This window comes from Solihabitans fulvus, from assembly GCF_008386585.1.
Classification (GTDB): domain Bacteria; phylum Actinomycetota; class Actinomycetes; order Mycobacteriales; family Pseudonocardiaceae; genus Solihabitans; species Solihabitans fulvus.
Genome location: NZ_VUOB01000015.1, coordinates 20705 through 42957, shown reverse-complemented (window position 1 = coordinate 42957; position 22253 = coordinate 20705). Strand labels below are relative to the sequence as shown.

Genomic DNA, 22253 nt, shown 5'->3' with positions numbered 1-22253 from the left:
GTGTGTACGGGCACTCGACGGTCAACCAAGGACCGGAGGACCCCGCCTCGAACACACCCGCCGCAGCAGCACCTCGGCCAGGGTGTCGACCCGCGCGGGCGGCGCGACGGACACCCGCAGCGGCACCCCGATCGGCGCGGGGGACAGGCGGCGCGGCAGCAGCAGCGACACGGCCGAGACGACGGCGAACAGCGCGGTCTCGGCCCGCGTGAGCAGCAGCGCGGTCGCCAGCACGGCGGCGACGTGCGCACCCGTCATCAGCCTGCCGTCCACCCCGGCGCCCGCGGCCGCGAGATCGTGCCGGTGCCCGAGCCCGGCCAGCAGCAGGTGCTGGCCGAGCTGCGACACCCCGAGCGCGGCGAGGATCGCCGGGCCGCCGCGCCTGCGGTCCGCGAGCGCGGTGCCGGCGGCGGCGATCAGCACGGTGACGATCGCGGCCAGCCCGGTGTCCGGCAGCGCGCCGCCTGCCGCGCCGTGCGCGGCGACGGCGAGCGTCGCGGAACTGACGGCGAGCAGTCCCGCGCGCAGCACGCGCGGGGGCCCTGGCCGTTTCGTCACGGACCGAGGGTAATGGGAAGTCACTCTTCGGCGTGAAACGGCGGACCCCGAGCTGCGTCACATGGCAGCCTCTGGTATAGACCTGTTGTTTGGATAAAACTTTACGAACTACGTTTCCGCAGGTCAGCACCGCCGAACTGGACGAATCGCCGCGCGGGGCAGCTTGCCTCGTTGCTCCGAATGGGCAACGGTGATCACGCCGTTGGCGGTCGGGGGACAGCTCAGGCAGGCACAGAGCTGTCTCGCTCCGGTCGCCGAACCGACCCCGAAGGGAGGCCGGCGACCGTGAGCCTGTGGGACTACGTCGGATCCAGATGGCAGCAGCTGCTGCTGGACTCCTGGATGCACGTCAGCGCCGTGGTGCAGTGCACGATCGTGGCGACCGCGCTCGGCGTCCTGCTCGGCGTGGCGGTCTACCGCAGCCCGCTCGGCTCGGCGCTGGCCACCGCGCTGACCAGCGCGATCCTGACCATCCCGTCGTTCGCCCTGCTCGGCCTGCTGATCCCGGTGCTCGGGCTCGGCGTCCGGCCGACCGTCACCGCCCTGGTGCTCTACGCGCTGCTGCCCATCGTGCGCAACACCATCGTCGGGCTGTCCGGCGTCTCGCCCTCGGTGGTCGACGCCGCGCGGGGCATCGGCATGAGCCGGTTCGGCGTGCTGTCGCGGGTCGAACTGCGGCTGGCCTGGCCGGCGATCCTGGTCGGCATGCGGGTCAGCACCCAGATGCTGATGGGCATCGCCGCGATCGCCGCCTACGCCAAGGGACCCGGCCTCGGCAACGTCATCTTCAGCGGCCTGTCCAGGGTCGGCAGCGCCAACGCCGTGAACATGGCGCTGGCCGGCACCGTCGGCGTCGTGGTGCTCGCGCTCGTCCTCGACGGCTGCTACGTCCTGCTCGGTCGACTCACCACCTCAAGGGGCATCCGTGGCTGAACAGGCACAGGTCAGCGGCGTCGAGATCCAGCTGACCGACGTCACCAAGCGCTACCCCGGCCAACGCAAGCCTGCGGTCGACCGCTTCACCATGACGATTCCCGCTGGCGAGATCGTGGTGTTCGTCGGGCCGTCGGGATGCGGCAAGACGACCACCATGAAGATGATCAACCGGCTGATCGAGCCGACCTCCGGCCGGATCACCATCGGTGGCCGGGACGCGCTGTCCATCAACGCCGACCAGCTGCGCCGGCAGGTCGGCTACGCGATCCAGCAGGCCGGCCTGTTCCCGCACATGACCGTCGGGCAGAACATCGGCATCGTGCCCGGCCTGCTCGGCTGGGACCGTAAGCGAATCGACGACCGGGTCGACGAGATGCTCGACCTGGTCGGACTCGACGTCGACGAGTTCCGGGGCCGGTTCCCCCGCCAGCTCTCCGGCGGCCAGCAGCAGCGGATCGGCGTGGCGCGGGCGCTCGCTGCCGACCCTCCCGTGCTGCTGATGGACGAGCCGTTCGGCGCGGTCGACCCGATCACCAGGGGAAACCTCCAGGACGAGCTGATGCGCCTCCAGGCGGAGCTGCACAAGACGATCGTCTTCGTCACGCACGACTTCGACGAGGCGGTCAAGCTCGGCGACCGGATCGCGGTGCTCGGCAGCGAGTCAAGGATCCTCCAGTACGACACCCCGGAGGCCGTGCTGGCCAACCCGGCCGACGACACCGTCGCCGGCTTCGTCGGGGCGGGCGCCTCGCTCAAGCAGCTGACGCTGCGGCGGGTCCGCGACGTGGAGCTCGGCGACGTGCCGACCGCGTCGGTCGACGACGACCCCTCGGCGCTGCGGGCGAAGCTGGGCACCAGGCGCGGCGCGATCGGCCTGGTGCTGGATCGCAGACGGCGGCCGGCGCGCTGGGTCGGCCCGCGAGATCTCGCCTCGGCCGGCTCGCTCCAGGCGGCCGGCCGGCCGGTCGAGGACACCGTCACCACGCAGTCGACCCTCCAGGACGCGCTCGAGGCGATCCTCACCGACGACGACGGCCTCGCCGTGGTCACCAAGGCCAGGGGCGAGTACGCCGGGGTGGTCGACATCGACACGGTGATGACGGCGATCCGCCAGCTCCGCGAGGAACACGCCGAGCACGACGAACCAGTCGAGCATGACGAACCGGCTGAGCATCCAGCGCCTGCGGAAGTCGACCAGTGACCGCGACGTTCAGCGCCGACTCCGGGTCGCGGCGCGCGGAGCGGCTGCGGCTGCTGGCCCAGCCGATCGTGGTGCTCGTGGTGCTGGCCGGCGTGCTGGTGTGGGCGTTCTCCCGCGACCTCGACGACATCGAGAAGCGCAATCTCAACGCCAGCACCATCCTGGACCTGACCTGGCAGCACGTGAAGCTCACGATCACCGTCGCCGTCATCGTCGTGCTGGTCGCCGTGCCGCTCGGCGTGCTGCTGACCAGGCGGTGGGCCAGGCCGGCCGCGCCGATCGTGCTGGCCGTCGCGAACATCGGCCAGGCCGCGCCGTCGGTCGGCCTGCTCGTGCTGTTCTTCCTGTTCACCGGCCACATCGGCTTCTGGATCGCGGTGCTGCCGACCGCGCTCTACGCGCTGCTTCCCGTGCTGCGCAACACAATGGTCGGCATCAGCCAGGTGGAGCCCACCCTGATCGAGGCCGGCAGGGGCATCGGCATGTCCGCGACGGCGGTGCTGCGCCGCATCGAGTTCCCGCTGGCCGTCCCGTACATCCTCGCCGGCCTGCGCACCGCCCTGGTGCTCGCGGTCGGCACCGCGACGTTGGTCTTCCTGATCAGCGGCGGCGGCCTCGGCGTGCTCATCGACACCGGCTACAAGCTCAACCGGCCAACGATCCTGGTGGTCGGCGCGGTGCTGACGGCCTCGCTCGCGCTGCTGATCGACTGGCTCGGCGGCCTGGCCGAGGCGCTGCTCGGACCGAGGGGACTGCGATGAGGCGCCAGCACCGCGCGGCACGGATCGCCGCACTCGCGCTGGTCGGGGCGCTGTTGTCGGCCTGCGGGCTGAGTTCGGGCTCGGCCGTCCCGCTCGACGTCGGCCCCGGCTCGATCACGCCGGTCGACGGGCTGCGCGGCCTGCGGCTCACCGTCGGCTCCAAGGACTTCACCGAGAACATCGTGCTCGGCTACATCGCGGAACTCGCGCTGGAGGCGGCCGGGGCCGAGGTCAAGGACCTCACCAACATCCAGGGCTCCAACAGCGCCAGGCAGGCGCTCAAGGCGGGCCAGATCGACCTGTACTGGGAGTACACCGGCACGGCGTGGATCAGCTACCAGGGCAACAACAACCCGATCCCGGACGGGCAGAAGCAGTTCGACGCGGTGCGCGACGCCGACGCGGCCGCCGGGATCAGCTGGCTCGACCTGTCCCCGTTGAACAACACCTACGCGTTCGCGCTGAGCAAGGCCAACGCGGACCGGCTCGGCGTGCACACGCTGTCGGAGATGGCCGACCTCGTGCGCCGCGACCCGAGCGCCGGCACCTACTGCCTGGAAACGGAGTTCGCCAGCCGCAACGACGGGTTCCCCGGCATGCAGAAGGCGTACGGGTTCACCGTGCCGAGCGACCAGGTGAAGATCCTCGGCACCGGCGCGGTGTACCAGGCCACCTCGGACGGGCACGCCTGCAACTTCGGCGAGGTGTTCACCACCGACGGCCGGATCCTGGCGCTGAACCTCCAGCTCCTCAAGGACGACAGGAAGTTCTTCCCGCAGTACAACGCCGCGCTGACCGTGCGCAAGGAACTGGCCGACCGCTACCCGCAGCTCGGGCGGCTCTTCGAGCCGATCGCCAAGAAGCTCAGCAACGACGTGATGCTGCACCTCAACGCCAAGGTCGACGTCGACGGCATGGACCCGGCCGACGTCGCCCGCGACTGGCTGGTCGCCGAGGGGTTCGTCACCAAGCCGTCCTAGGCCTGTCCAGTGGGGTCGGGAACTCTCAGTCGACGCCGAGTCGGTGCAGCACCTCTGCCTCGAGGCGGTCGAGGTCGGCGGCGACGGCCCGGTTCGCGGCGCGGCGGCGCGGCGACGGCATCCGTTCCGCCGCGCGCACGGCGGCGGTGAGCTGGGACAGCCTGGTCGCGCTCGCGTCGGCGAACGCGGTCACCTCCGACGACCCGTTCCTGGCGCGCAGGTCCTCGACGGCGGCGGACAGCCCGGCGATCCTGGCGTGCAGCCTGGCGCCCCTGCCGGTGAACGCCGGCAGCTGGTCGACCTCGACGCCGAGCTGCCGTGCCCGGTACCGGTCGAAGGTCTCCCGCGCGATGCCGGCCGCGCGCACGGCGATCGGCAGGACCACCGGGATGACGACGGGACCGATCACCTTGGCGACGCCGAGCAGGTTCTTCGCCTTGCCCGGGGTGAGGCGGGGTCCGGTTCGTTTCGCGCGCGCCATGCCAAAACCCTAGAGGTGACGGTCCCCGTGGGCACGCCGGCACGGCCGTCCGGCCCGTGCCGGCGAGGTTGCCGGCACCGCCGGGTGCGCCTGGACATACCCTGGCGGGGTGACGTCCACAGTGCTCCTCGATGCCGGTGTGGTCACTCGTTGCCGGCGGCGGGTGCACCTCGAACACGATCCGGCCATGCGGGACGTGCCCAAGGCCGCCGCCGATCCCGCCACCGAGCAGCGCATCGCGGACGCCGCCGCGCACCGCAGGGGCGTCGCCGAGCAGATCGCGCGGCTGGTCGGCTCGGACTGGACGGAGATCCCCTTCGGCCCCGACGTGTCCTCGGGCGACCGGGAGCGCGCGACGCTCGCCGCGTTGCGGGCGGGCGCCCGGTTCGTGTGGGGCGCGCAGCTGCCGCGCGACCCCTCCGGCGGCCGCCGGGGCTCGATCGACCTGCTGGTGCGCGCCGACGACGGCTACGTGCCGATCCTCGTGGTGCGGCACAAGGTCAGTGACCGGGGCGCGGGCGCGCGGACGTCGCCGCTGACCGATCCGCTGCCAAGGGGCAGCCGGGTCGACCCGCTGCGCAGGATCCGCCCGCAGCCGCGCGACCAGCTCAGGCTGGCCCACGCGCAGCGGATGCTCCAGGCGGCGGGCTACGCGGTGCCTGGCAGGGCGACCGGCGGCGTGGTCGGCATGGACGCGGACGTGGTGGTGTGGCACGACCTCGACGCGCCGACCTGGCCAGGCGGCCGGACCGCGCTGTCGGAGTACGACTCGCGCTTCGCCGACCGGATCGCGGTGGCCACCGCCGCGGCGACCGGGGCGCAGCCGCTGGCGCGGCCGTCGCGGATCGTCGAGTGCCGCAGCTGCCCGTGGTGGCCGACCTGCGAGGCCGAGCTGCGCGCCACCCGCGACGTGAGCCTGGTGCTGCGCGGCGAGGACGCGGTGGCGCTGCGCAGGGTCGGTGTGTCCACTGTGGACGAACTTGCCGCGCTGGACCCGGCGGCGGAGTCGCCGACCCCGCTGGTCGGCATGACCTTCGCGGACGGGGTGGTGCTGGCCAGGGCGTGGCTGCGGGACCTCGCCGTGGTGCGCAGGGTGCCCGACGTGAGCGTGCCGAGGGCGGACGTCGAGATCGACGTCGACATGGAGAGCTTCGGCGACTCCGGCGCCTACCTGTGGGGATGTTGGTTGTCCGGTAAGGACATCGGTGAACCGCAGGGGTATCGGGCGTTCGTCACCTGGGATCCGCTGCCGTGCGCCGACGAGGCGCGGTCCTTCGCGGAGTTCTGGGGCTGGTTCACCGGTGTTCGGCTGCGGGCGCTGGCGCGCGGGCTGACCTTCCGCGCCTACTGCTACAACGAGCTCGCGGAGAACCGCTGGCTGCTCGGCTCGGCCGAGCGCTTCGCCGGCAGTCCGGGCATCCCGACGCAGGCGCAGGTGCGGGAGTTCATCGGCTCGGACGCGTGGATCGACCTGTTCGGCAGCGTCCGCGAGCAGTTCCTGTGCGCGCACGGCAAGGGGCTCAAGACGATCGCGCCGGTCGCCGGCTTCCACTGGCGCGACCCGGAGGCCAGCGGCGAGAACTCCATGCGCTGGTACCGGGACGCGGTCGGCATGGACGGCGGCGAGCCGGACCCTGGGCAGCGGCGGCGGCTGCTGGAGTACAACGAGGACGACGTGCGCGCGACGTGGACGCTGCGGAGCTGGATGTCATCGCCGCAGGTGCGCGAACTCCCCTACGCCGGGGATCTGTAGGCGGCGCAGGGGAGTTCGGCGCAGGAGAGTTCGCGGAAACCGTTGGCTTCGCGGAAACGGCTAGCGGGGCGCCATCCGCAGCGCGCCGTCCATCCGGATGACCTCGCCGTTGAGGTAGTCGTGCTCGACGATCGCGACCGCGAGCTGCGCGTACTCCTCGGGCTTGCCCAGCCGCTTCGGGAACGGCACGCCGTCGCCGAGCGCGGCGCGGAACTCCTCGCTCACCCCGGCCATCATCGGGGTGTCGATGATCCCCGGCGCGATCGTCATGACCCGGATGCCGCTGGTGGACAGGTCGCGGGCGATCGGCAGGGTCATGCCGACGACGCCGCCCTTGGACGCGGCGTACGCGGCCTGGCCGACCTGGCCGTCGAACGCGGCGACGGAGGCGGTGTTGACGATCACGCCGCGCTCGCCTGCGGCCAGCGGCTCGGTCGCGGCGATCGCGGCGGCGGCCAGCCGGATGACGTTGAACGTGCCGATGAGGTTGATCTCGATGACCCGACGGAACACGTCGAGGTCGTGCGGGCCCTTCTTGCCCAGGACCCGGCCGGGGGTGCCGACGCCGGCGCAGTTCACCACGATCCGCAGCGGGGCGCCGGATCCTGCGGCGGTCGCCACGGCGGCCTCGACCTGTTCGGCCGAGGTGACGTCGGCGGCCAGGTAGTTGACGCCGTCGACGGCGTCGGCCTTCTCGATCGCGCCGGGCAGGTCGAGCGCGAACACCGTCGCCCCCGCGCCGGCCAGCGCCTGAGCGGTCGCGCCACCGAGCCCGGAGGCCCCACCCGTGACGATCGCTGCGGTACCCGTGATCTGCATGCTTCTCCTCCTCGCCGGCACTGTGGTGCTTCGTCGCACACCGTGCTGGCGCAGAGGTTAACGGTCGTTCATGGGCCGCTGCCGGCCCTGTGTCGGGGCTAACCCGACGAGCCCCTTCGGTCGGAGCGCCAGTCGGCCCCGTGCAGCAGCACCACCAGCGGCAGCGCGGCCAGCAGGGACAGCACCGCGAACAGCAACACGATCCCGATCAGATCCATGCCATCACAGTGCGCCAGGACCGGCTCGGTTCGCGTCGTCCGGCAGGGCTGTTCCGGCATGCACCCGGGGGACTACCCGGATCACCCTCGGCTACGACCTGAGAACGATCTCCCCACCGCCGTCGGTCAGCGCTTGCCCGGCGGGCAGATCGCGTCGAGCTGCTCCAGCTCCTCCGCGCTGGGGCGCCACGCGCTCGCCGCCGAGTTGGCCCGCACCTGCTCTGGCGTGGTCGCGCCGGCCATCACCGAGGCCACCGACGGCTGCGCGACCAGCCAGCCGATGGCCAGCTGCACCATGCTGATGCCGCGTTCGCCCGCCCACGCCCGCAGCTTCTCGATCCGCTCCCACGGCGCCTCGCCGAGCAGCCGCGACCGGCTGGCCAGCCGGCTGCCGGGCGGCGCGTCCGCGTCCCGCTGGTACTTGCCGGTGAGCAGCCCGTTGGCCAGCGGGAAGTACGGCAGCACGCCGAGCCCGAACCGCTCGCAGGCCGGGATCACCTCGCGCTCGGCCTCCCGCTCCAGCAGCGAGTAGTGGTTCTGCGCGGCGACCGGCGCGGTCAGCGAGCTCGACCCCGCCGTCCACGCGGCGTCGGCGATCTGCCAGCCGGCCAGGTTGCAGTGCCCCACGTAGCGGATCTTGCCCTCGTGCACGAGGTCGTCGAGCGCGGACAGCGTCTCCTCGAGCGGCGTGGCCTGGTCGGGCCGGTGCAGCTGGTAGAGGTCGATCCAGTCGGTGCCAAGCCGCCGCAGCGAGGACTCCACCGCCCGCCGCACGTACCGGCGGGATCCGCGCGCGCCGAAGTCCGCGCCGTTGGCGCCCTGCATGTCCAGGCCGAACTTCGTGCCGATGACGGCGTGGTCGCGCCGCCCGGACAGCGCCTGGCCGAGCAGCTCCTCGCTGCGTCCGCGCGGCGCGCCGTAGACGTCGGCGACGTCGAAGAACGTCACCCCGCTGTCCAGTGCCGCGCCGACCACGGCGCGGGCGCCGGACAGCGATTCCGTCACCGTGCCCGGCCGGCCGAGGTTGTTGCAGCCGAGGCCGACCGCGCTGACGACGAGACCCGACTCACCAAGGCGACGCTGTTCCACGGGGGGTGACCCTACGACCGCTCGCCGTGTCCCGTCACGTCCGTGCCGTCGCGCGGTGTATTCGCGAAGGTCCACTTCCGTTAGCGCCTCGGCAAACTGGGGCTGCGACCGTCGTCCTCCGAGGTCGGAGGTGGTTGCGATGTTCGTCCGGCGAATCGCGGTTGTCGGCACCGGCTATGTGGGGTTGACCACGGGGGCGTGTCTCGCCTCGCTCGGGCACCGGGTGGTGTGCGCCGATGTGGACGCCGCCAAGGTGGCCAGGTTGCGGGAGGCCCAGGTCGACATCCTGGAGCCGGACCTCGCCGAGCTGGTGGCCGAGGGGCTGGCCGCTGGCCGGCTGGAGTTCGTGGTCGGCGCCGGCAACGCGGTGGCCGACGCCGAGGTGGTGTTCCTCTGCCTGCCGACGCCGATGGGCGCTGGCGGCGCGGCCGACCTGACTGCGGTCCGGTCGGTGGCCGAGGAGGTCCGCGCGGTGCTGCCGCCCGGCTGCGTCGTGGTGTGCAAGTCGACCGTGCCGGTCGGCACGTCGGTCGCGGTCGCCGAGCTGCTCGACCGGGCCGATGTCGCCGTGGTGAGCAACCCGGAGTTCCTGCGCGAGGGCAGCGCGGTGCGCGACCTGCTGCGCCCCGACCGGATCGTGGTCGGCTCGGACGACCCTGCCGCGGCCGAGCGGGTCGCAGCGCTGTTCGCGAAGCTGGGCGCGCCGACGGTGCTGATGGACGCGGCCAGCGCCGAGCTGGTCAAGTACGCGGCCAACTGCTTCCTGGCGATGAAGCTGTCCTACGTCAACGCCATGGCCGAGCTGTGCGAGCTGCTCGGCGCGGACGTCACCGCGGTCTGCGAGGGGATGGGCTACGACCGCAGGATCGGCCAGTCGTTCCTGAGCCCCGGTCCCGGCTGGGGCGGCTCGTGCCTGCCGAAGGACACGCACGCGCTGTTGCAGATCGCGCAGGCGGCCGGCCTGGAGTTCGACCTGCTCGGCGCGACCATCGAGGCGAACTCGCGGCAGCAGCACCGGGTGGTGGCCAAGGTCCGCGAGGCCGTCGGCGGCTCGCTGGCCGGCGCGCGGATCGGCCTGCTTGGGCTCGCGTTCAAGGCCGGCACCAACGACCTGCGCGACTCGCCCGCGCTGGCCGTGGCGAAGCTGCTCGCGGCCGAGGGCGCCGAGCTGACCGGCTACGACCCGGAGATCGCCGGGCAGCTGCCGGGTCTTCGCCTCGTCGACGACGCCTACCAGGCGGCGAAGGGCGCTGCTGCGGTGGTGCTGCTCACCGAGTGGCCGCTGTTCCGGATGCTGGACTGGCCGCTGATCGCCGAGCTGATGGACGGCGACACCGTGCTGGACACGCGCAACCACCTCGACCCGGACGCGCTGCGCAGGGCGGGCCTGCGGCACCGGGGAATCGGCCGCAGGCCGTAGTCAAGACCGTACTTAGCGGGGGTAACGAAAGGCCGGACTTCCGCGTAAGTTGTTGACGTGTTCACTACCCGCCCTGAGTTGGCAGGCACGGTCGGCATGGTCGCCTCGACGCACTGGCTGGCCTCCTCGGCCGGCATGGCGGTGCTCGAGGACGGCGGGAACGCCTTCGACGCCGCCGTCGCGGCGGGATTCGTGCTCCAGGTCGTCGAACCGCACCTCAACGGGCCAGGCGGCGAGGTGCCGGTGGTGTTCTCCGCCAAGGGCCAGGCGCCGAAGGTGCTGTGCGGGCAGGGCGTCGCGCCGGCCGCCGCGACCATCGAGCACTACCGGGACCTCGGGCTCGACCTGGTGCCGGGCAGCGGTCTGCTCGCCACCACCGTGCCGGGCGCGTGGGACGGCTGGCTGACCCTGCTGCGCGATCACGGCACCAAGTCGTTGCGGGACGTGCTCGGCTACGCGATCGGCTACGCCCGCGATGGCTTCCCGCTGCTGGAACGCGTGTCCGCGACCGTGGCCGCCGTCGCCGACCTGTTCAGGGACCACTGGCCGACCTCGGCGCAGCTGTGGCTGCCGGACAACCGGCCGCCCGTGCCTGGCACGCGGTTCACCAACCCGAGGCTCGCGGACACCTGGGAGTGGCTGCTTGCCGCCGCCGAGGCCGCGGGCGGCGACCGCGAGGCGCAGCTGGAGGCCGGCAGGCGGGCCTGGTCCCAGGGGTTCGTGGCCGCGCAGGTGGACGAGTTCTGCCGCACCGCCTACCTGGACGACTCCGGCCGCGCGCACGCCGGCGTGCTGACCGGCGAGGACATGGCCGGCTGGTCGGCGACCTACGAGGACGCCGTCACCGTCGACCTCGGCGAGTGGACGCTGGCCAAGTGCGGCGCGTGGACCCAGGGACCCGTGCTGGCCCAGCAGCTGTTGCTGCTGGAGGGTTTCGCGGACCGACTGTCCTATGTGGATGGTGTGCCGACGGCCGAGACCGTGCACCTGGCCACCGAGTGCGCGAAGCTCGCCTTCGCCGACCGGGAGGCCTGGTACGGCGACACCGACGACGTGCCGCTGGACGCGCTGCTGTCGCGGGAGTACGCGGCGCTGCGGCGGGGCCTGGTCGGCGACCAGGCGTCCATGGTGCTCCGGCCGGGCTCCCCGGACGGCAGGGACGTCCGCCTGCCGGCGCACATCGCGCAGGGGCGCGGCGCGACCGACGACGTTGCGGTCGCCTCGCTCGGGGCCATCGGCGAGCCGACCGTGGGCCGCGCCGGCACGACCAGGGGCGACACCGTGCACATCGACGTGGTGGACCGCTGGGGCAACCTGGTGTCCGCGACGCCGTCGGGCGGCTGGCTCCAGTCCTCGCCGACGATCCCGTCGCTCGGGTTCTGCCTGGGCAGCCGGGCGCAGATGTTCTGGCTGGACCGGGACCTGCCGAACTCGCTCGCGCCGGGCAAGCGGCCGAGGATCACCCTCACGCCGTCGCTCGCGCTGCGCGGCGGCGAGCCGACCATGGCCTTCGGCACGCCTGGCGGCGACCAGCAGGACCAGTGGCAGCTGTGTTTCTGGCTCGCGCACACCGTCGGCGGGCTCGATCTCCAGGCCGCGATCGACGCGCCGGCCTGGCATTCCAACGCGATCCCCAGCTCGTTCTACCCGCGCTCCTGGCAGCCGGGCGAGCTGGCGGTGGAGTCGCGGCTCGGCGTCGACACGCTCGCCGAGCTGGCCGAGCGCGGGCACCGGATCGTCGACGCGGGGCCGTGGTCGCTCGGCAGGCTGTCCGCCGTGGCCCGCGACCCCAGGTCCGGCCTGTTGCGGGCCGGCGCGAACCCGCGCGGGGCGCAGGGCTACGCCGTCGGCCGCTGAACACCGCGCGCGGAGCGGATCCCGCCCCGCGCGCGGCGATCGGTCAGCGGACCCGCGAGCCGGGGAGCTTGAGGCCCCCGAGCAGGCCGGAGAGCAGTTTCTTCACCGTCTCAAGCAACGGCTTCAGCGCCGTCAGAGCCGGGGCGAGCGGGCCGGCCGCCGCGCTCAGCTGGTCGGTGAGGCCGGAGACCTGGTCCAACAGCTGGGTGACCGGCCCGGTCAGGCTTTCCAGTGGGCCGGCGTCCTTCGGGTCGATGGCCGCCGGCGGAGCCGGGGTCGCGGCCGTCGCGCCGTCCGGTTTCGGCACTGCCGGTGCCGCTGGGGCGGCCGGTGCGGCTGGTGCGGCGACGGGACCGGCGTCGGGGACCTTGGCCCCGGTGCCGCCCGTCGCGGTGTCGGTTGGGTTGGCGGCAGTTCCGGTGGCGCCGGCGGGACCGCTCAGCGGGGCGCCGGTGTCGGCGAGGGAGGATCCGGTGAGGCTGACCATGCCGACGACGACTGCCGCTGCTACAAGGGTCTTCCTGAAGTTCATGACTGGACCTCGGTTCGTGGGGTTTCCGGGTGGAACTTCGTCCCTTCCCGGGGCCTACCTGGGCGAACCTAGGGAGCGGCCGAAGGCCGCGCAGCGCGAAACATCAGTCCCACGCGTAACTACCACCACAACGGGTGATTCGGACATAGAGCCCTTGTCTCGGGCCCTGAGCGCATGAAACGGCCCCGACCCAGGGGGAGCGGGTCGGGGCCAGCCGGTGGTGCGGGGGATGGGGTTAGGAGCTCTCAGGGCAGGCGCGGCGAGTTGATCGGCAGCGCGACGCCGGCCGCGGGCACGTCGAGGTTCTTGGCGATGGCCTTGAGGTTGATGTCGCCCTGGTGGTCGTTCAGCGCGCTGACACCGCCACCGTTGGTCAGGCCGTCGGACAGGCCGCCCAGGTTCGGGCCGCCGAGGTTCGCGCCCCCGTCGACGGCTGCGTTGGCGTTGCCGGCCAGACCGAGCATGGTGACGGCGCCGGCGGCGGTGATGGCCGCCCCAGCGGCGATCTTCCGGATATTCATGGCGCGGACGATGTCGCGGTCGCCGCCGTCCACGCAACGTCGCTCAGTCGACCGCGTGGACTTTTTCGCCGCATAGGGTGACTACCCGGCAGTAGCGCGGGCTACATGGCCCCGACGTCGAGCCGCGCGACCTTGCCGTCCTCCACCATGAACCGCCAGAAGGTCGGCATGTTCCACAGGTCCGACCGGTACTCGCCGGTCAGGTACAGGCCGTCCTCGGCCTCCCGCTCCACCGCGAGGCGGCCGTGGCTGCTGAAGACCTCCCGCTCGGCCCAGGTCCGGAACGGCTGGGCGTTGCCGTCGTCGGTGAGTTTCGCGTCCTCGTCGAAGGCGGCGTAGAACGCGTCCCGGTCCTGGCGCTCCATGGCCGTGACGACCGAGCGCACCGCCGGGTTGGTCAGCTCAGCAGCGTCCATGCCGCCCAGCGTCCGACAGGCGGGCGAAGATCGCAAAAGGAACAGCCGCCTGCCGCCGCTTACCGACACCGCCGCCTACCGCCACCGCCGTACGCCGGGAACGCGCCGCTCGACGTACGCGGAGAGGCGGCGTCCTGCCGTAGCGTCAGCACGTGCCGTTCCCGCTGCCCGCCAGCCTGTGCAGGCTGTGGCGCTCCGACTGGGTGCCGGTGCTCGGCCTGACCGCGTTCGTGCTCGGCACCGTCACCATCTACCACGCCGCCCAGGCCGGCCATCCGCTGCCCGGCTGGGCCTACCTGTGGATGGTCGGCGCCGCGCTGCCGCTGCTGTGGCGGCGGCGGTTCCCGCTCACCGTGTTCGTCCTCAGCGCCTCGGCGGCCGGGACCTACTACTGGCTGTCCGGTCTCGGCGGTCCCGCCGCCGTCCTCGCGGTCGTCGCGCTGTTCACGCTGGCCAGGCAGCGCGGGCCGCTGGTGGCCGGCGTCGCGGCGGGGTGCGTCGTGCTGGCCGGGATCGCCGACGAGGTGGTGTCCGGCGACAGCGAGTGGTGGTACCTGGACGCCAGGCTGCTCGGGATGGCCGCCCTGCTGGCCGCCGTGGTCGCCAGCGGCGTCGCGGCCAGGAGCCGGCAGGGCTGGGCGGCGGCGCGCCGGGAGAAGGCCGAGGAGCAGGCGCGGCGGCTGGCCGAGGAGGAGCGGCTGCGCATCGCCCGCGAGGTGCACGACGTCGTCGCGCACAGCCTCGCCATGATCAACGTGCAGGCCGGGGTCGCGGTGCACGTCGCCGACCGCAGGCCGGACAAGGCGGTCGAGGCGCTGATCGCGATCAAGGAGGCCAGCAGGGCGGCGCTGGTCGACCTGCGCGCCACGCTCGGCGTGCTGCGCACCGGCGAGGGCAACGCGCCCGCGCCGACCGTGCGCAGGATGGACGAGCTGTTCGCGCCGCTGGCCGCGGCCGGTATCCCGGTCCAGGTGTCCGGCGAGCACGGCGAGCTGCCGGCGCCGGTCGACGTGGCCACCTACCGGATCCTCCAGGAGTCGCTGACCAACGCGCTGCGCTACGCGCCGGACGCGAGCCTGATCACGGTGCGGTTCCGCCGGGCCGAGGACAGCCTGGAGATCACCGTGCGCGACAACGGTTCCGGCGCGGCTTCGCCGTCGGTCGGGGCCGGCAGCGGCCTGCGCGGCATGCGGGAGCGGGCCGAGGCGCTGCGCGGTTCGCTGACCGCGGGCCCCGCGCCGGACGGCGGGTTCGAGGTTCGTGCGATGCTGCCGGTCGGAGGGGATGCCGAGTGATCGACTCGCGGCCGATCAGGGTCGTGCTGGCGGACGACCAGGCGCTGGTGCGGGCGGGCTTCCGGCTGTTGCTGGACACCGAGGACGGCTTCGAGGTCTGCGGCGAGGCCGGCGACGGCGCGCAGGCCGTGTTGCGGGCGCGCGAGCAGCTGCCGGACGTCGTCGTGATGGACATCCGCATGCCGGGCATGGACGGTCTCGCCGCGACGAGGCAGATCACCGCCGACCCGGCGCTCGCCGAGGTCAAGGTGCTCGTGCTGACCACCTTCGACGTCGACGAGTACGTGTTCGAGGCGTTGCGGGCTGGCGCGAGCGGCTTCCTGCTCAAGGACACCGAGCCGGTCGAGCTGCTGCGCGCGCTGCGGGTGATCGCGGAGGGCGAGGCCCTGCTCGCGCCGACCGTCACGCGCAGGCTGATCGCCGAGTTCGCCGCGCGGCCGGAGCACCGCCGCCCGGACCCCGGCACGCTGCGCGAGCTGACCGACCGCGAGCGCGAGGTGTTGGCGCTGGTGGCGGGCGGCCTGTCCAACGAGGAGATCGCCGAGCACCTGACGATCAGCCCGGCCACCTCGCGCACGCACGTCAGCCGGGTGATGACCAAGCTCGGCGCGCGCGACCGCGCGCAGCTCGTGGTGCTGGCCTACGAGTCGGGGCTGGTCTCGCCGCGCCCGCGCTGAGCCCTCGGGTGTCGGTGGCGACCCGGCCCCTCGGCTGACTACTCCCACTGGCTACTCCCACGAGCCTGCTCCAACCCACTGGCTACTCCCACGAGCCTGTTCCCATCTGCCGGCTACGTCGAGGGACGCAGTCGGCACCTCCCAGCCGCGTACCGCAGAGTGTCTCCCTGCGACGGACGACGCTAGATCGACTTCCGCCGAGCATTTCCGGCATGTACTTGATCGCCCTCACCGTCGAGCTGCTCAGCTCGGTGCTCCTGCTCTTACCGCTCCTGCTCCTCGCCGGCGCGGTGCGCCGACTGCCGGGACGGCCGGACATCCGGCGCGTCGTCCGCACCGCGAAGGTGGCCTACCGCTCGCTGCTCGCCGCGCTGCCGCTCGTGCTCGCCAAGCTGGTGGTCGCCGTCCTGCTGCTCCGCAACGGCGTCGAGTTCGCCGCCCGTCCGCTGCTCGACCTCCTGGTCATCGGCGCGCCCCTGGTGTTGACGCTGCTGCGCACCGCGCCGGTCCTGCGCGGCCTGGTCCGCACGGGCGGCGCGCCGTTCGACGCCGCGGCCCCGGTGACCGCGCAGCGGCGCGCCAGGCTCGCCGCCGCGCGGTTCGTGCTGCCGGCTCGGCTGCTCGCGGTCGCGGGCGGGGCGTCCGCCGTGTTGGCGCTGACGGTGCCGACCAACTCGGCCATGGCCACCGTGCTCGGGGTGTTCGCGCTCGTCGGCCTCGTGGTGGTGGTCGACGTCGCGCAGCGGGAGCGGGCGCTGACCGGCCGGCCGAGCACGCTGCGCTGGCCCCGCCCCCTGGCGCGGCTGGCGGCCCCGCTCGTGCTGGCGCTGGCCGCCGCGGGCTGCGGCGCGGTCGGCGTGACCGGCTCGGCCATGCCGGCGGCCATGTCCATGACCGACTCCGCAGGTCATGGCGGCCACGCCATGCCGACCGTCGGGCCGGTCCGGCAGGTCACCGACCTCGCCGGCGGGACACTGGACGGACCGGTGCGCCGGTTCACCATCACCGCGAGCCAGGCGCGGCTGCCGCTCGCCTCAGGGGCCACCGTGGACGCCTGGACCTTCGGCGGCACGCTGCCCGGCACGCCGATCCGGGTGCGGCAGGGCGACGTCGTCGAGGTGACGCTGGTCAACCACCTCAGCACGCCGTCGGTCACCATCCACTGGCACGGCGTCGACGTGCCCAACGCCGAGGACGGCGTCGCCGGGGTGACGCAGGACGCGGTCAAGCCGGGCGGCCAGTTCACCTACCGGTTCAAGGCCAACCAGGTCGGCACCTACTGGTACCACTCGCACGAGCTGGCCAACGAGCAGGTCACGCACGGGCTGTTCGGCCTGTTCGTGGTCGATCCGGCGGACCAGGCGAACCCGGCCGACGTCGACGAGGCGCTGGTCTACCACGACTGGTCGACCGACCGGGGCAGCCGACCGGCCTTCGGCGCGGACGACGGCGTCCGGACGCGCGCCGTCGCGCCGGGCAGCCGGGTCCGGCTGCGGTTCGTCAACGCGGACTCGGCGACCAGGACGCTCGCGGTGGCCGGCGGCCCGTGGCGGTTGGCTGCGCTGGACGGCACGGACCTGCACGACCCCGGCGAGCTGCGCGACGAGACCGTCGCCGTTGGCGGCGGCGGCCGGGCGGACATCGCGTTGACCATGCCCGACCACCCGGTGCGGGTGTCCGTGGACGGTGCGCCCGACCTCGGCTACGTGCTGAGCCCGGACGGCCACGCCACGATCCCGGCGGCCACCGGCGGCCGGGCGCTCGACCTGACCCGCTACGGCACGCCGACCGGCACGCCCTTCGGCGCGGCCAGCCGGTTCGACCGGACCTACCTGGTGGACCTCGACCAGGGCCTCGGGTTCCACGGCGGCGCGTTCGGGTTCGTGTTCGCGATGAACGGCCAGGTGTTCCCGGATGTCCCGATGCTGACCGTCCGCGAGGGTGATCTCGTCAGGGTGACCTTCCGCAACCGCACGCTGGCCGACCATCCGATGCACCTGCACGGCCATCGGGTGTTGCTGCTGAGCAAGGACGGGGTCGCGGTCACCGGCAGCCCGCTGTGGCTGGACACGGTGTTGGTGCGTCCCGGCGAGACCGCCGAGGTCGCCTTCCGAGCGGACAACCCGGGAATCTGGATGGACCACTGCCACGATCTTGGGCACGCCGCGGGCGGGATGACCATGCACCTCGGTTACGAGGGAGTTCGCTCGCCGTTCACGGTCGGCAAGGACACCGGAAACATGCCGGAGTAGGGAATCCCGCCGAAGCGAGACGAAACGGCGGCCGGGCCGGGGGAGCTCGTCAGGCGATCGCGCCGGGCGGCAGCTTCAGGCTGAACGGCAGGGTGGTGACGACCGAGAGGTCCGACGCGGTGCGCTTCATCAGGCTGGGAGCGTGCCGCGTGCCGGGCTCCGGCAGGTCGAGCAGTCGGTCGACGGCCTCGACCAGCGGGCCCTCGTAGAGCCACACGGCCTGGGCGGGCCTCGACGAGTCGCGGACCGCGGGCAGCCGTCCGGCGCGCGCCTCTGTCTCGGACCAGAACAGGATCGAGTCGATGAAGCCCCTGCGGTGCCGAAAGCCCATGATTCGGTCGAGCTGTCCGTCCTCATCCCGCAGGTGGAGGAACTGGAACCCGCTCTCACGCAGCTCGATGACCTTGCTCAGTGCGAGATCCACGGTTCACCTGCCTTTATGAGGTTCCCTCGATCGGTCAAGATCTTACTCTGGGTGCACAATCCGCCATTAGTACTAGGCCACTCGGGTGAGACATGGTGCGTTAACCCGGAGTTTCAGTGACCGCTGTCGCCGGGTGCCTTTCGCGGGGCGGATCGGAGCAACCTCGTCAGTCTGGCCACAAAGGCGACACCGCCCAAAGCGACCAGCGACACCTGCAACCACATCGTTTCCTCCTGCGGGCGGCGTGGGCCACCCGGGTGACTCGCTGCCATAGAAAGACGTGTGAAACCGACGCGCGGTTGCCACTGTGATTCGCGCCATATCCGCGCCGGATCCGGCGCGGGACGGGCCGCCTGCTGGACCGTCCGGGCATGACGTTGGACCGTCCGGGCACGGCGGACCCTGCCGAGGGGGCCCGGCAGGAGACCCCGCCGGCGACCCCGGCCGAGGACCCTGATCGCCCCGGCGGCGGAGCGGGGCCCGACGACCGCATATCGGCGTTCGCGGGCCGAGCGCCCGGCTACAGTCACCACCTGTGAGTCGCAGTCAGGACAGCGGGCGCCCGGTCGGCACGATCGCGGTGTGGGGGACGTTCGATCTCGACAATTTCGGGGACCACCTGTTTCCCAGGGTGACCGAACAGGAGATCCTCAGTCGCCTGGACGGATGGCGGGTGCGCCCGTTCTCGCCCTACGGATCCGAACACCCGTGCCGCATGGACGGCGGCTACGTGGCCGAGTCCCTCGGCGACTGGAGCCCGCTGCGGGCCGAGGAGCTGTCCGAGGCAGCCGACCTCACCCTGATCGGCGGCGGCGAGATCATCCACTTCAAGGACGAGCTGCTCGCGTCCGCCTACGAGGCCACCCCGGAGCAACTCGCGAGCCGCGCGCCGAGCCGGTTCTTCGTGGACGGTCTCGGCGCCGACTTCGAGCAGACCCACCCGGTCGTCTGGAACGCCGTCGGCATCCCGTTCGTGCCGAGCCCGGAACAGGCCGGCATGATCAACGACGCGGTGACCCGACGCGAGTACGTCGCCGTCCGCGACCCGCTGTCGCTCGAGCGGCTGCGCGCGTGCGGCGTGGAACGTGACGTCGCGATCGTGCCCGACCTCGGCTTCCTGCTCGACCGGCTCGTCGCGCCCGAGCTGCTCGAGGAACGGCTGCGCTACCTGAAGTTCATGGAGTGGTACCCCAGCGACCGCCCCGCGCTGATCGTCCAGGCCAACCGGTCCGCCGTGCCGCAGGCGGGCGAACTGGCCAGGATCCTGGAGTGGGCGCAGGACGGGACCGTCCAGGCCGACATCGTGCTGCTGGAGACCGGGCCGTGCCACGGCGACGACCTGTTCGCCGACGCCCTCCAGAAGCAACTGTCCGGCCGCACGGTGTACCGGCTGCCCGGCGGCCTGCCGCCCGAGGACATCCTGGCCGCGCTGTGGGGCTCCTGCGGCGTCATCGCGATGAGCTTCCACGCCACCATCGCCGCCTACGTCTACGGCAAGCCCTGGGTGATCCTCGACCTGTTCGACCAGAGCAAGCTCCGCGCGCTCGCTGAGACTCTCGGCGCGCCGGACCAGCGCGGCGTCGACGGCGACACGGTCAGCAACGCCATCAGGGTCGCGTTCAGCCGGCCGCCCGACCGGGCCGGCCTGCCCGAGCTGCAACGGCAGATCGACGAGCACTTCGACCGGGTCGCCGAGATCGCGTTCCGCTCGTGGCAGGAGCGCGGCGGGGACCCCGCCGCGCGGATCGCGGAACTCACCAGGCAGAGCCGCCTGCTGCGCCAGGCCTACCAGCGGACCCGCCAGCGCCAGGCGGTCGAGCGCCTCGTGCTCGTCGACCGGAACGAGGAGCTGCGCGCCGAACAGGACCAGCTGCGCGCGGAACGCGAACAGCTCAGGGTCGAGCGCGACCAGCTGCGGGCCGCGCACGACAAGATGGTCGTCGAGCTGGCCAGGCTCCGGCACGACGCGGGCGAGTACCAGGCGTTGCAGGACACCAAGCTGGTGCGCTGGAGCGAGCCGCTGCGCTCCGCCTACGGCAAGATCAGGCGGTCGGACTCGTGAGCGGCCAGGCTCCTCGGCAGCCCGTCGCGCCGAAGGTCTCGATCGTGCTGGTCTCCTACGGGGGCCGCACCATGCTCAACCGGTGCCTGCGCCTGGTCGCCGAGCACACCCGCGTGCCGCACGAGGTCATCGTGGTGGACAGCGGCTCCGAGGACGGCACCGACCGCTGGGTCGGCGACCACCTGCGCGGCGGCCGGGGACACGTGCTCGGCCGCAACGTCGGCTTCGGCGCGGGGTCCAACTTCGGCGCGCTGGACGCCCGCGCGCCCTACCTGTGCTTCCTCAACGCCGACGTCGAGGTCGGGCCGTACTGGCTCGAACCGCTCGTCGACACCCTCGATCGCGAGGAGCGGGTCGCCGCGGTCGCGCCGGTGCTGCGCGGCGAGGACGGCGAGGTCCAGGAGTTCGGTTCGGTCGTCGGCGCGGACGGCTGGTGCCGCGCCTGGGGCGACGGCGCGCCGCTCGGCGCCGACGACACGCTGTTCGCGCACGACGTCGACTACGCGTCGGCGGCGTGCCTGCTGGTGCGGCGGCGGACCTTCAACCAGGTCGCCGGTTTCGCCACGGAGTACGACACCGCCTACTTCGAGGACGTCGACCTGGCGTTCGCGCTGCGTGCGGCCGGTTTCGCCGTGCGGGTGGATCCGCGCAGCGAGGTCATGCACCAACGGCACGGGTCCTCCGGCTCGGACACCGCCCGCGAGCTGATGGAGCTCAACCACAGCACGTTCCTCCGCCGCTGGGGTGCCGGCCTGGCCGGCCGGCCTGCGCTGCCGGCGCGCGACAAGCTGCCGCACCGGTTCTACGCGGCGCGGGACGTGCTGGTCGACGAGCGGATCCTGGTGGTGGACGACCGGGTGCCCAACGCCGACCGGGGCAGCGGCGACCCGCGCACCCAGCGCCTGTTGGAGTCGCTGATCGCGCCGAACCGCCGCGTCACCTTCCTGGCCAGGGACTGGCAGCGCGCCACCGAGTACGCGCCTGCCCTGCTCGCCAAGGGCGTCGAAGTGGTGTGGCGGCACGACAATCCGTTCCAGGTGCTGCGCGAACGCGCCGGCCTGTACGACGTGGTGATCGTGATGCGGCCGCACAACTGGCAGTGGATCGCCGAGGCCGTCGAGCAGAACCAGCCGCAGGCCGTCCTGGTCTACGACTCCGAGTCGCTGTTCCACCGCCGCTGCGAGCAGTTCGCCGCCGAGGAGACGAACCCGAGGCGGCGCGCGGAACTTGAGCGCGAGGCCGTCCGGCAGCGGAAGGTCGAGGAGGACGCGTTCCGCTGGTCGCACGTCGGCGTGTGCGTCACCGAGGAGGAGGCCGAGTGGGCGAGGAGGATCGCGCCGGACTCGGAGATCCTCGTCGCCGGCTACCCCGTCGAGGTGCCCGCGCTCGTGCCCGGCGTCGAGGGCAGGGCGGGGCTCGCGTTCTTCGGCGGGTTCATGGGCGGCGCCGGCAGCCCCAACGAGCTGGCCGTGCTTGAGCTGGCCGACGGGGTGCTGCCAGACCTGGTCGCCGCCCATCCCGATCTGCGGCTGAGCATTGTCGGCGCGGACCCGACCAAGGCGGTCAGGGCCCTGGCCTCCGATCGGATCGAGATCGTCGGCCGGGTGCCCAATCCCGGTTGGTGGCTCGCGAAGTACCGGGTGCAGGTCGTGCCGATGCGGTTCGGCGCCGGCGTGAAGCTGAAGTTCCTCGACTCCATGGCGGCGGGCCTGCCGTTCGTCACGACGCCGGTCGGCGCGGAGGGGTTGCGCCTGGGCGCCCTCGCCAAGCACCTGGTGGCGCAGTCCCCGGTCGAGTTCGTCGAGCGGGTCGGCGCGCTGCTGTCCGACGACGCGCTGTGGACCGACGTCCAGCAGGAGCTGCTGACCATTGCAGGGACCTGGTTCTCACACCGCGCCTTCGACGGCGAGGTCGACGAGATCCTGGCCGCGTGCGGAGTCGCGCCCCAGCGTTAGCGCCTGGAAGCGTTGTCGGCACACGGAAACGCGGCCGGCACCGGGT

General features: G+C 72.5%; 21 protein-coding genes. 13 read left to right on the top strand and 8 right to left on the bottom strand.

What is annotated here, in order from left to right:
* Positions 1 to 21: 21 nt before the first annotated feature.
* Positions 22 to 558, bottom strand: a complete 537-nt coding sequence (locus F0L68_RS09505) for a hypothetical protein (protein WP_223198633.1) — start codon at positions 556 to 558, stop codon at positions 22 to 24.
* A gap of 285 nt (positions 559 to 843) precedes the next feature.
* Here F0L68_RS09505 and F0L68_RS09500 point away from each other — a divergent pair, with 285 nt between their 5' ends.
* The 4 genes from F0L68_RS09500 to F0L68_RS09485 are packed head-to-tail and all read left to right on the top strand — an operon-like array spanning position 844 to position 4436.
* Positions 844 to 1491: an ABC transporter permease gene (locus F0L68_RS09500; RefSeq protein ID WP_149849126.1), complete on the top strand. Its 648-nt coding sequence runs from the start codon at positions 844 to 846 to the stop codon at positions 1489 to 1491.
* Positions 1484 to 2695 carry an ABC transporter ATP-binding protein gene (locus F0L68_RS09495; protein ID WP_188316478.1) on the top strand — a complete coding sequence of 404 codons (1212 nt, stop codon included), beginning with the start codon at positions 1484 to 1486 and terminating at the stop codon, positions 2693 to 2695. The genes F0L68_RS09500 and F0L68_RS09495 overlap by 8 nt, the downstream gene beginning before the upstream one ends.
* The gene (locus F0L68_RS09490; RefSeq protein ID WP_149849125.1) at positions 2692 to 3456 is read left to right on the top strand and encodes an ABC transporter permease; all 765 of its coding nucleotides are present in this window, start codon (positions 2692 to 2694) and stop codon (positions 3454 to 3456) included. Before F0L68_RS09495 ends, F0L68_RS09490 begins: the two co-directional genes overlap by 4 nt.
* Positions 3453 to 4436, top strand: coding sequence for a glycine betaine ABC transporter substrate-binding protein (locus F0L68_RS09485; RefSeq protein ID WP_149849124.1), 984 nt, complete (start codon positions 3453 to 3455; stop codon positions 4434 to 4436). Before F0L68_RS09490 ends, F0L68_RS09485 begins: the two co-directional genes overlap by 4 nt.
* A gap of 25 nt (positions 4437 to 4461) precedes the next feature.
* Here the strand turns inward: F0L68_RS09485 and F0L68_RS09480 are convergent, their stop codons facing one another.
* Positions 4462 to 4917, bottom strand: coding sequence for a DUF6474 family protein (locus F0L68_RS09480; protein ID WP_149849123.1), 456 nt, complete (start codon positions 4915 to 4917; stop codon positions 4462 to 4464).
* Positions 4918 to 5026: 109 nt separating this feature from the next.
* Here F0L68_RS09480 and F0L68_RS09475 point away from each other — a divergent pair, with 109 nt between their 5' ends.
* Positions 5027 to 6670: a TM0106 family RecB-like putative nuclease gene (locus F0L68_RS09475; RefSeq protein ID WP_149849122.1), complete on the top strand. Its 1644-nt coding sequence runs from the start codon at positions 5027 to 5029 to the stop codon at positions 6668 to 6670.
* Between the two features lie 60 nt (positions 6671 to 6730).
* On the opposite strand, the gene F0L68_RS09470 is transcribed toward F0L68_RS09475, so the two are convergent.
* A complete protein-coding gene (locus tag F0L68_RS09470; RefSeq protein WP_149849121.1) occupies positions 6731 to 7489 on the bottom strand; it encodes an SDR family NAD(P)-dependent oxidoreductase in 759 nt (252 codons plus the stop codon).
* A 344-nt stretch (positions 7490 to 7833) separates the two neighbouring features.
* Positions 7834 to 8796, bottom strand: a complete 963-nt coding sequence (locus F0L68_RS09465) for an aldo/keto reductase (protein WP_149849120.1) — start codon at positions 8794 to 8796, stop codon at positions 7834 to 7836.
* 139 nt (positions 8797 to 8935) lie between these two features.
* Between F0L68_RS09465 and F0L68_RS09460 the strand changes: the two genes are divergently transcribed.
* Complete coding sequence (locus tag F0L68_RS09460; protein WP_149849119.1) at positions 8936 to 10216, top strand: UDP-glucose dehydrogenase family protein; 1281 nt, start codon at positions 8936 to 8938, stop codon at positions 10214 to 10216.
* A 57-nt stretch (positions 10217 to 10273) separates the two neighbouring features.
* Entirely contained in the window at positions 10274 to 12073 is a 1800-nt protein-coding gene (locus F0L68_RS09455; RefSeq protein WP_149849118.1) for a gamma-glutamyltransferase family protein, read from the top strand.
* 43 nt (positions 12074 to 12116) lie between these two features.
* Here the strand turns inward: F0L68_RS09455 and F0L68_RS09450 are convergent, their stop codons facing one another.
* The 3 genes from F0L68_RS09450 to F0L68_RS09440 form a co-directional block, all read right to left on the bottom strand.
* Positions 12117 to 12605, bottom strand: a complete 489-nt coding sequence (locus tag F0L68_RS09450; protein WP_149849117.1) for a hypothetical protein — start codon at positions 12603 to 12605, stop codon at positions 12117 to 12119.
* A gap of 245 nt (positions 12606 to 12850) precedes the next feature.
* Positions 12851 to 13126: a hypothetical protein gene (locus F0L68_RS09445; protein ID WP_149849116.1), complete on the bottom strand. Its 276-nt coding sequence runs from the start codon at positions 13124 to 13126 to the stop codon at positions 12851 to 12853.
* 101 nt (positions 13127 to 13227) lie between these two features.
* Positions 13228 to 13542: a nuclear transport factor 2 family protein gene (locus tag F0L68_RS09440; protein WP_149849115.1), complete on the bottom strand. Its 315-nt coding sequence runs from the start codon at positions 13540 to 13542 to the stop codon at positions 13228 to 13230.
* Between the two features lie 152 nt (positions 13543 to 13694).
* Here F0L68_RS09440 and F0L68_RS09435 point away from each other — a divergent pair, with 152 nt between their 5' ends.
* The 3 genes from F0L68_RS09435 (at position 13695) to F0L68_RS09425 (ending at position 17766) form a co-directional block, all read left to right on the top strand.
* Entirely contained in the window at positions 13695 to 14837 is a 1143-nt protein-coding gene (locus F0L68_RS09435; RefSeq protein WP_223198632.1) for a sensor histidine kinase, read from the top strand.
* Positions 14837 to 15514 carry a response regulator gene (locus F0L68_RS09430; RefSeq protein WP_223198639.1) on the top strand — a complete coding sequence of 226 codons (678 nt, stop codon included), beginning with the start codon at positions 14837 to 14839 and terminating at the stop codon, positions 15512 to 15514. The genes F0L68_RS09435 and F0L68_RS09430 overlap by 1 nt, the downstream gene beginning before the upstream one ends.
* Positions 15515 to 15726: 212 nt before the next feature.
* Positions 15727 to 17766: a multicopper oxidase family protein gene (locus tag F0L68_RS09425; protein ID WP_149849114.1), complete on the top strand. Its 2040-nt coding sequence runs from the start codon at positions 15727 to 15729 to the stop codon at positions 17764 to 17766.
* Positions 17767 to 17815: 49 nt separating this feature from the next.
* On the opposite strand, the gene F0L68_RS09420 is transcribed toward F0L68_RS09425, so the two are convergent.
* Positions 17816 to 18190, bottom strand: coding sequence for a hypothetical protein (locus F0L68_RS09420; RefSeq protein WP_149849113.1), 375 nt, complete (start codon positions 18188 to 18190; stop codon positions 17816 to 17818).
* 371 nt (positions 18191 to 18561) lie between these two features.
* Between F0L68_RS09420 and F0L68_RS42255 the strand changes: the two genes are divergently transcribed.
* Genes F0L68_RS42255 through F0L68_RS09410 form a run of 3 tightly spaced genes read left to right on the top strand, consistent with a single transcriptional unit; the run spans position 18562 to position 22207 of the window.
* On the top strand, positions 18562 to 18729 hold the full coding sequence (locus F0L68_RS42255) for a hypothetical protein (RefSeq protein ID WP_188316477.1): 168 nt from the start codon (positions 18562 to 18564) through the stop codon (positions 18727 to 18729).
* Positions 18726 to 20252 (top strand): polysaccharide pyruvyl transferase family protein, encoded by a 1527-nt coding sequence (locus F0L68_RS09415; protein WP_188316476.1) that lies wholly within the window; start codon positions 18726 to 18728, stop codon positions 20250 to 20252. Before F0L68_RS42255 ends, F0L68_RS09415 begins: the two co-directional genes overlap by 4 nt.
* Entirely contained in the window at positions 20249 to 22207 is a 1959-nt protein-coding gene (locus tag F0L68_RS09410) for a glycosyltransferase (RefSeq protein WP_149849111.1), read from the top strand. Before F0L68_RS09415 ends, F0L68_RS09410 begins: the two co-directional genes overlap by 4 nt.
* Positions 22208 to 22253: the final 46 nt, after the last annotated feature.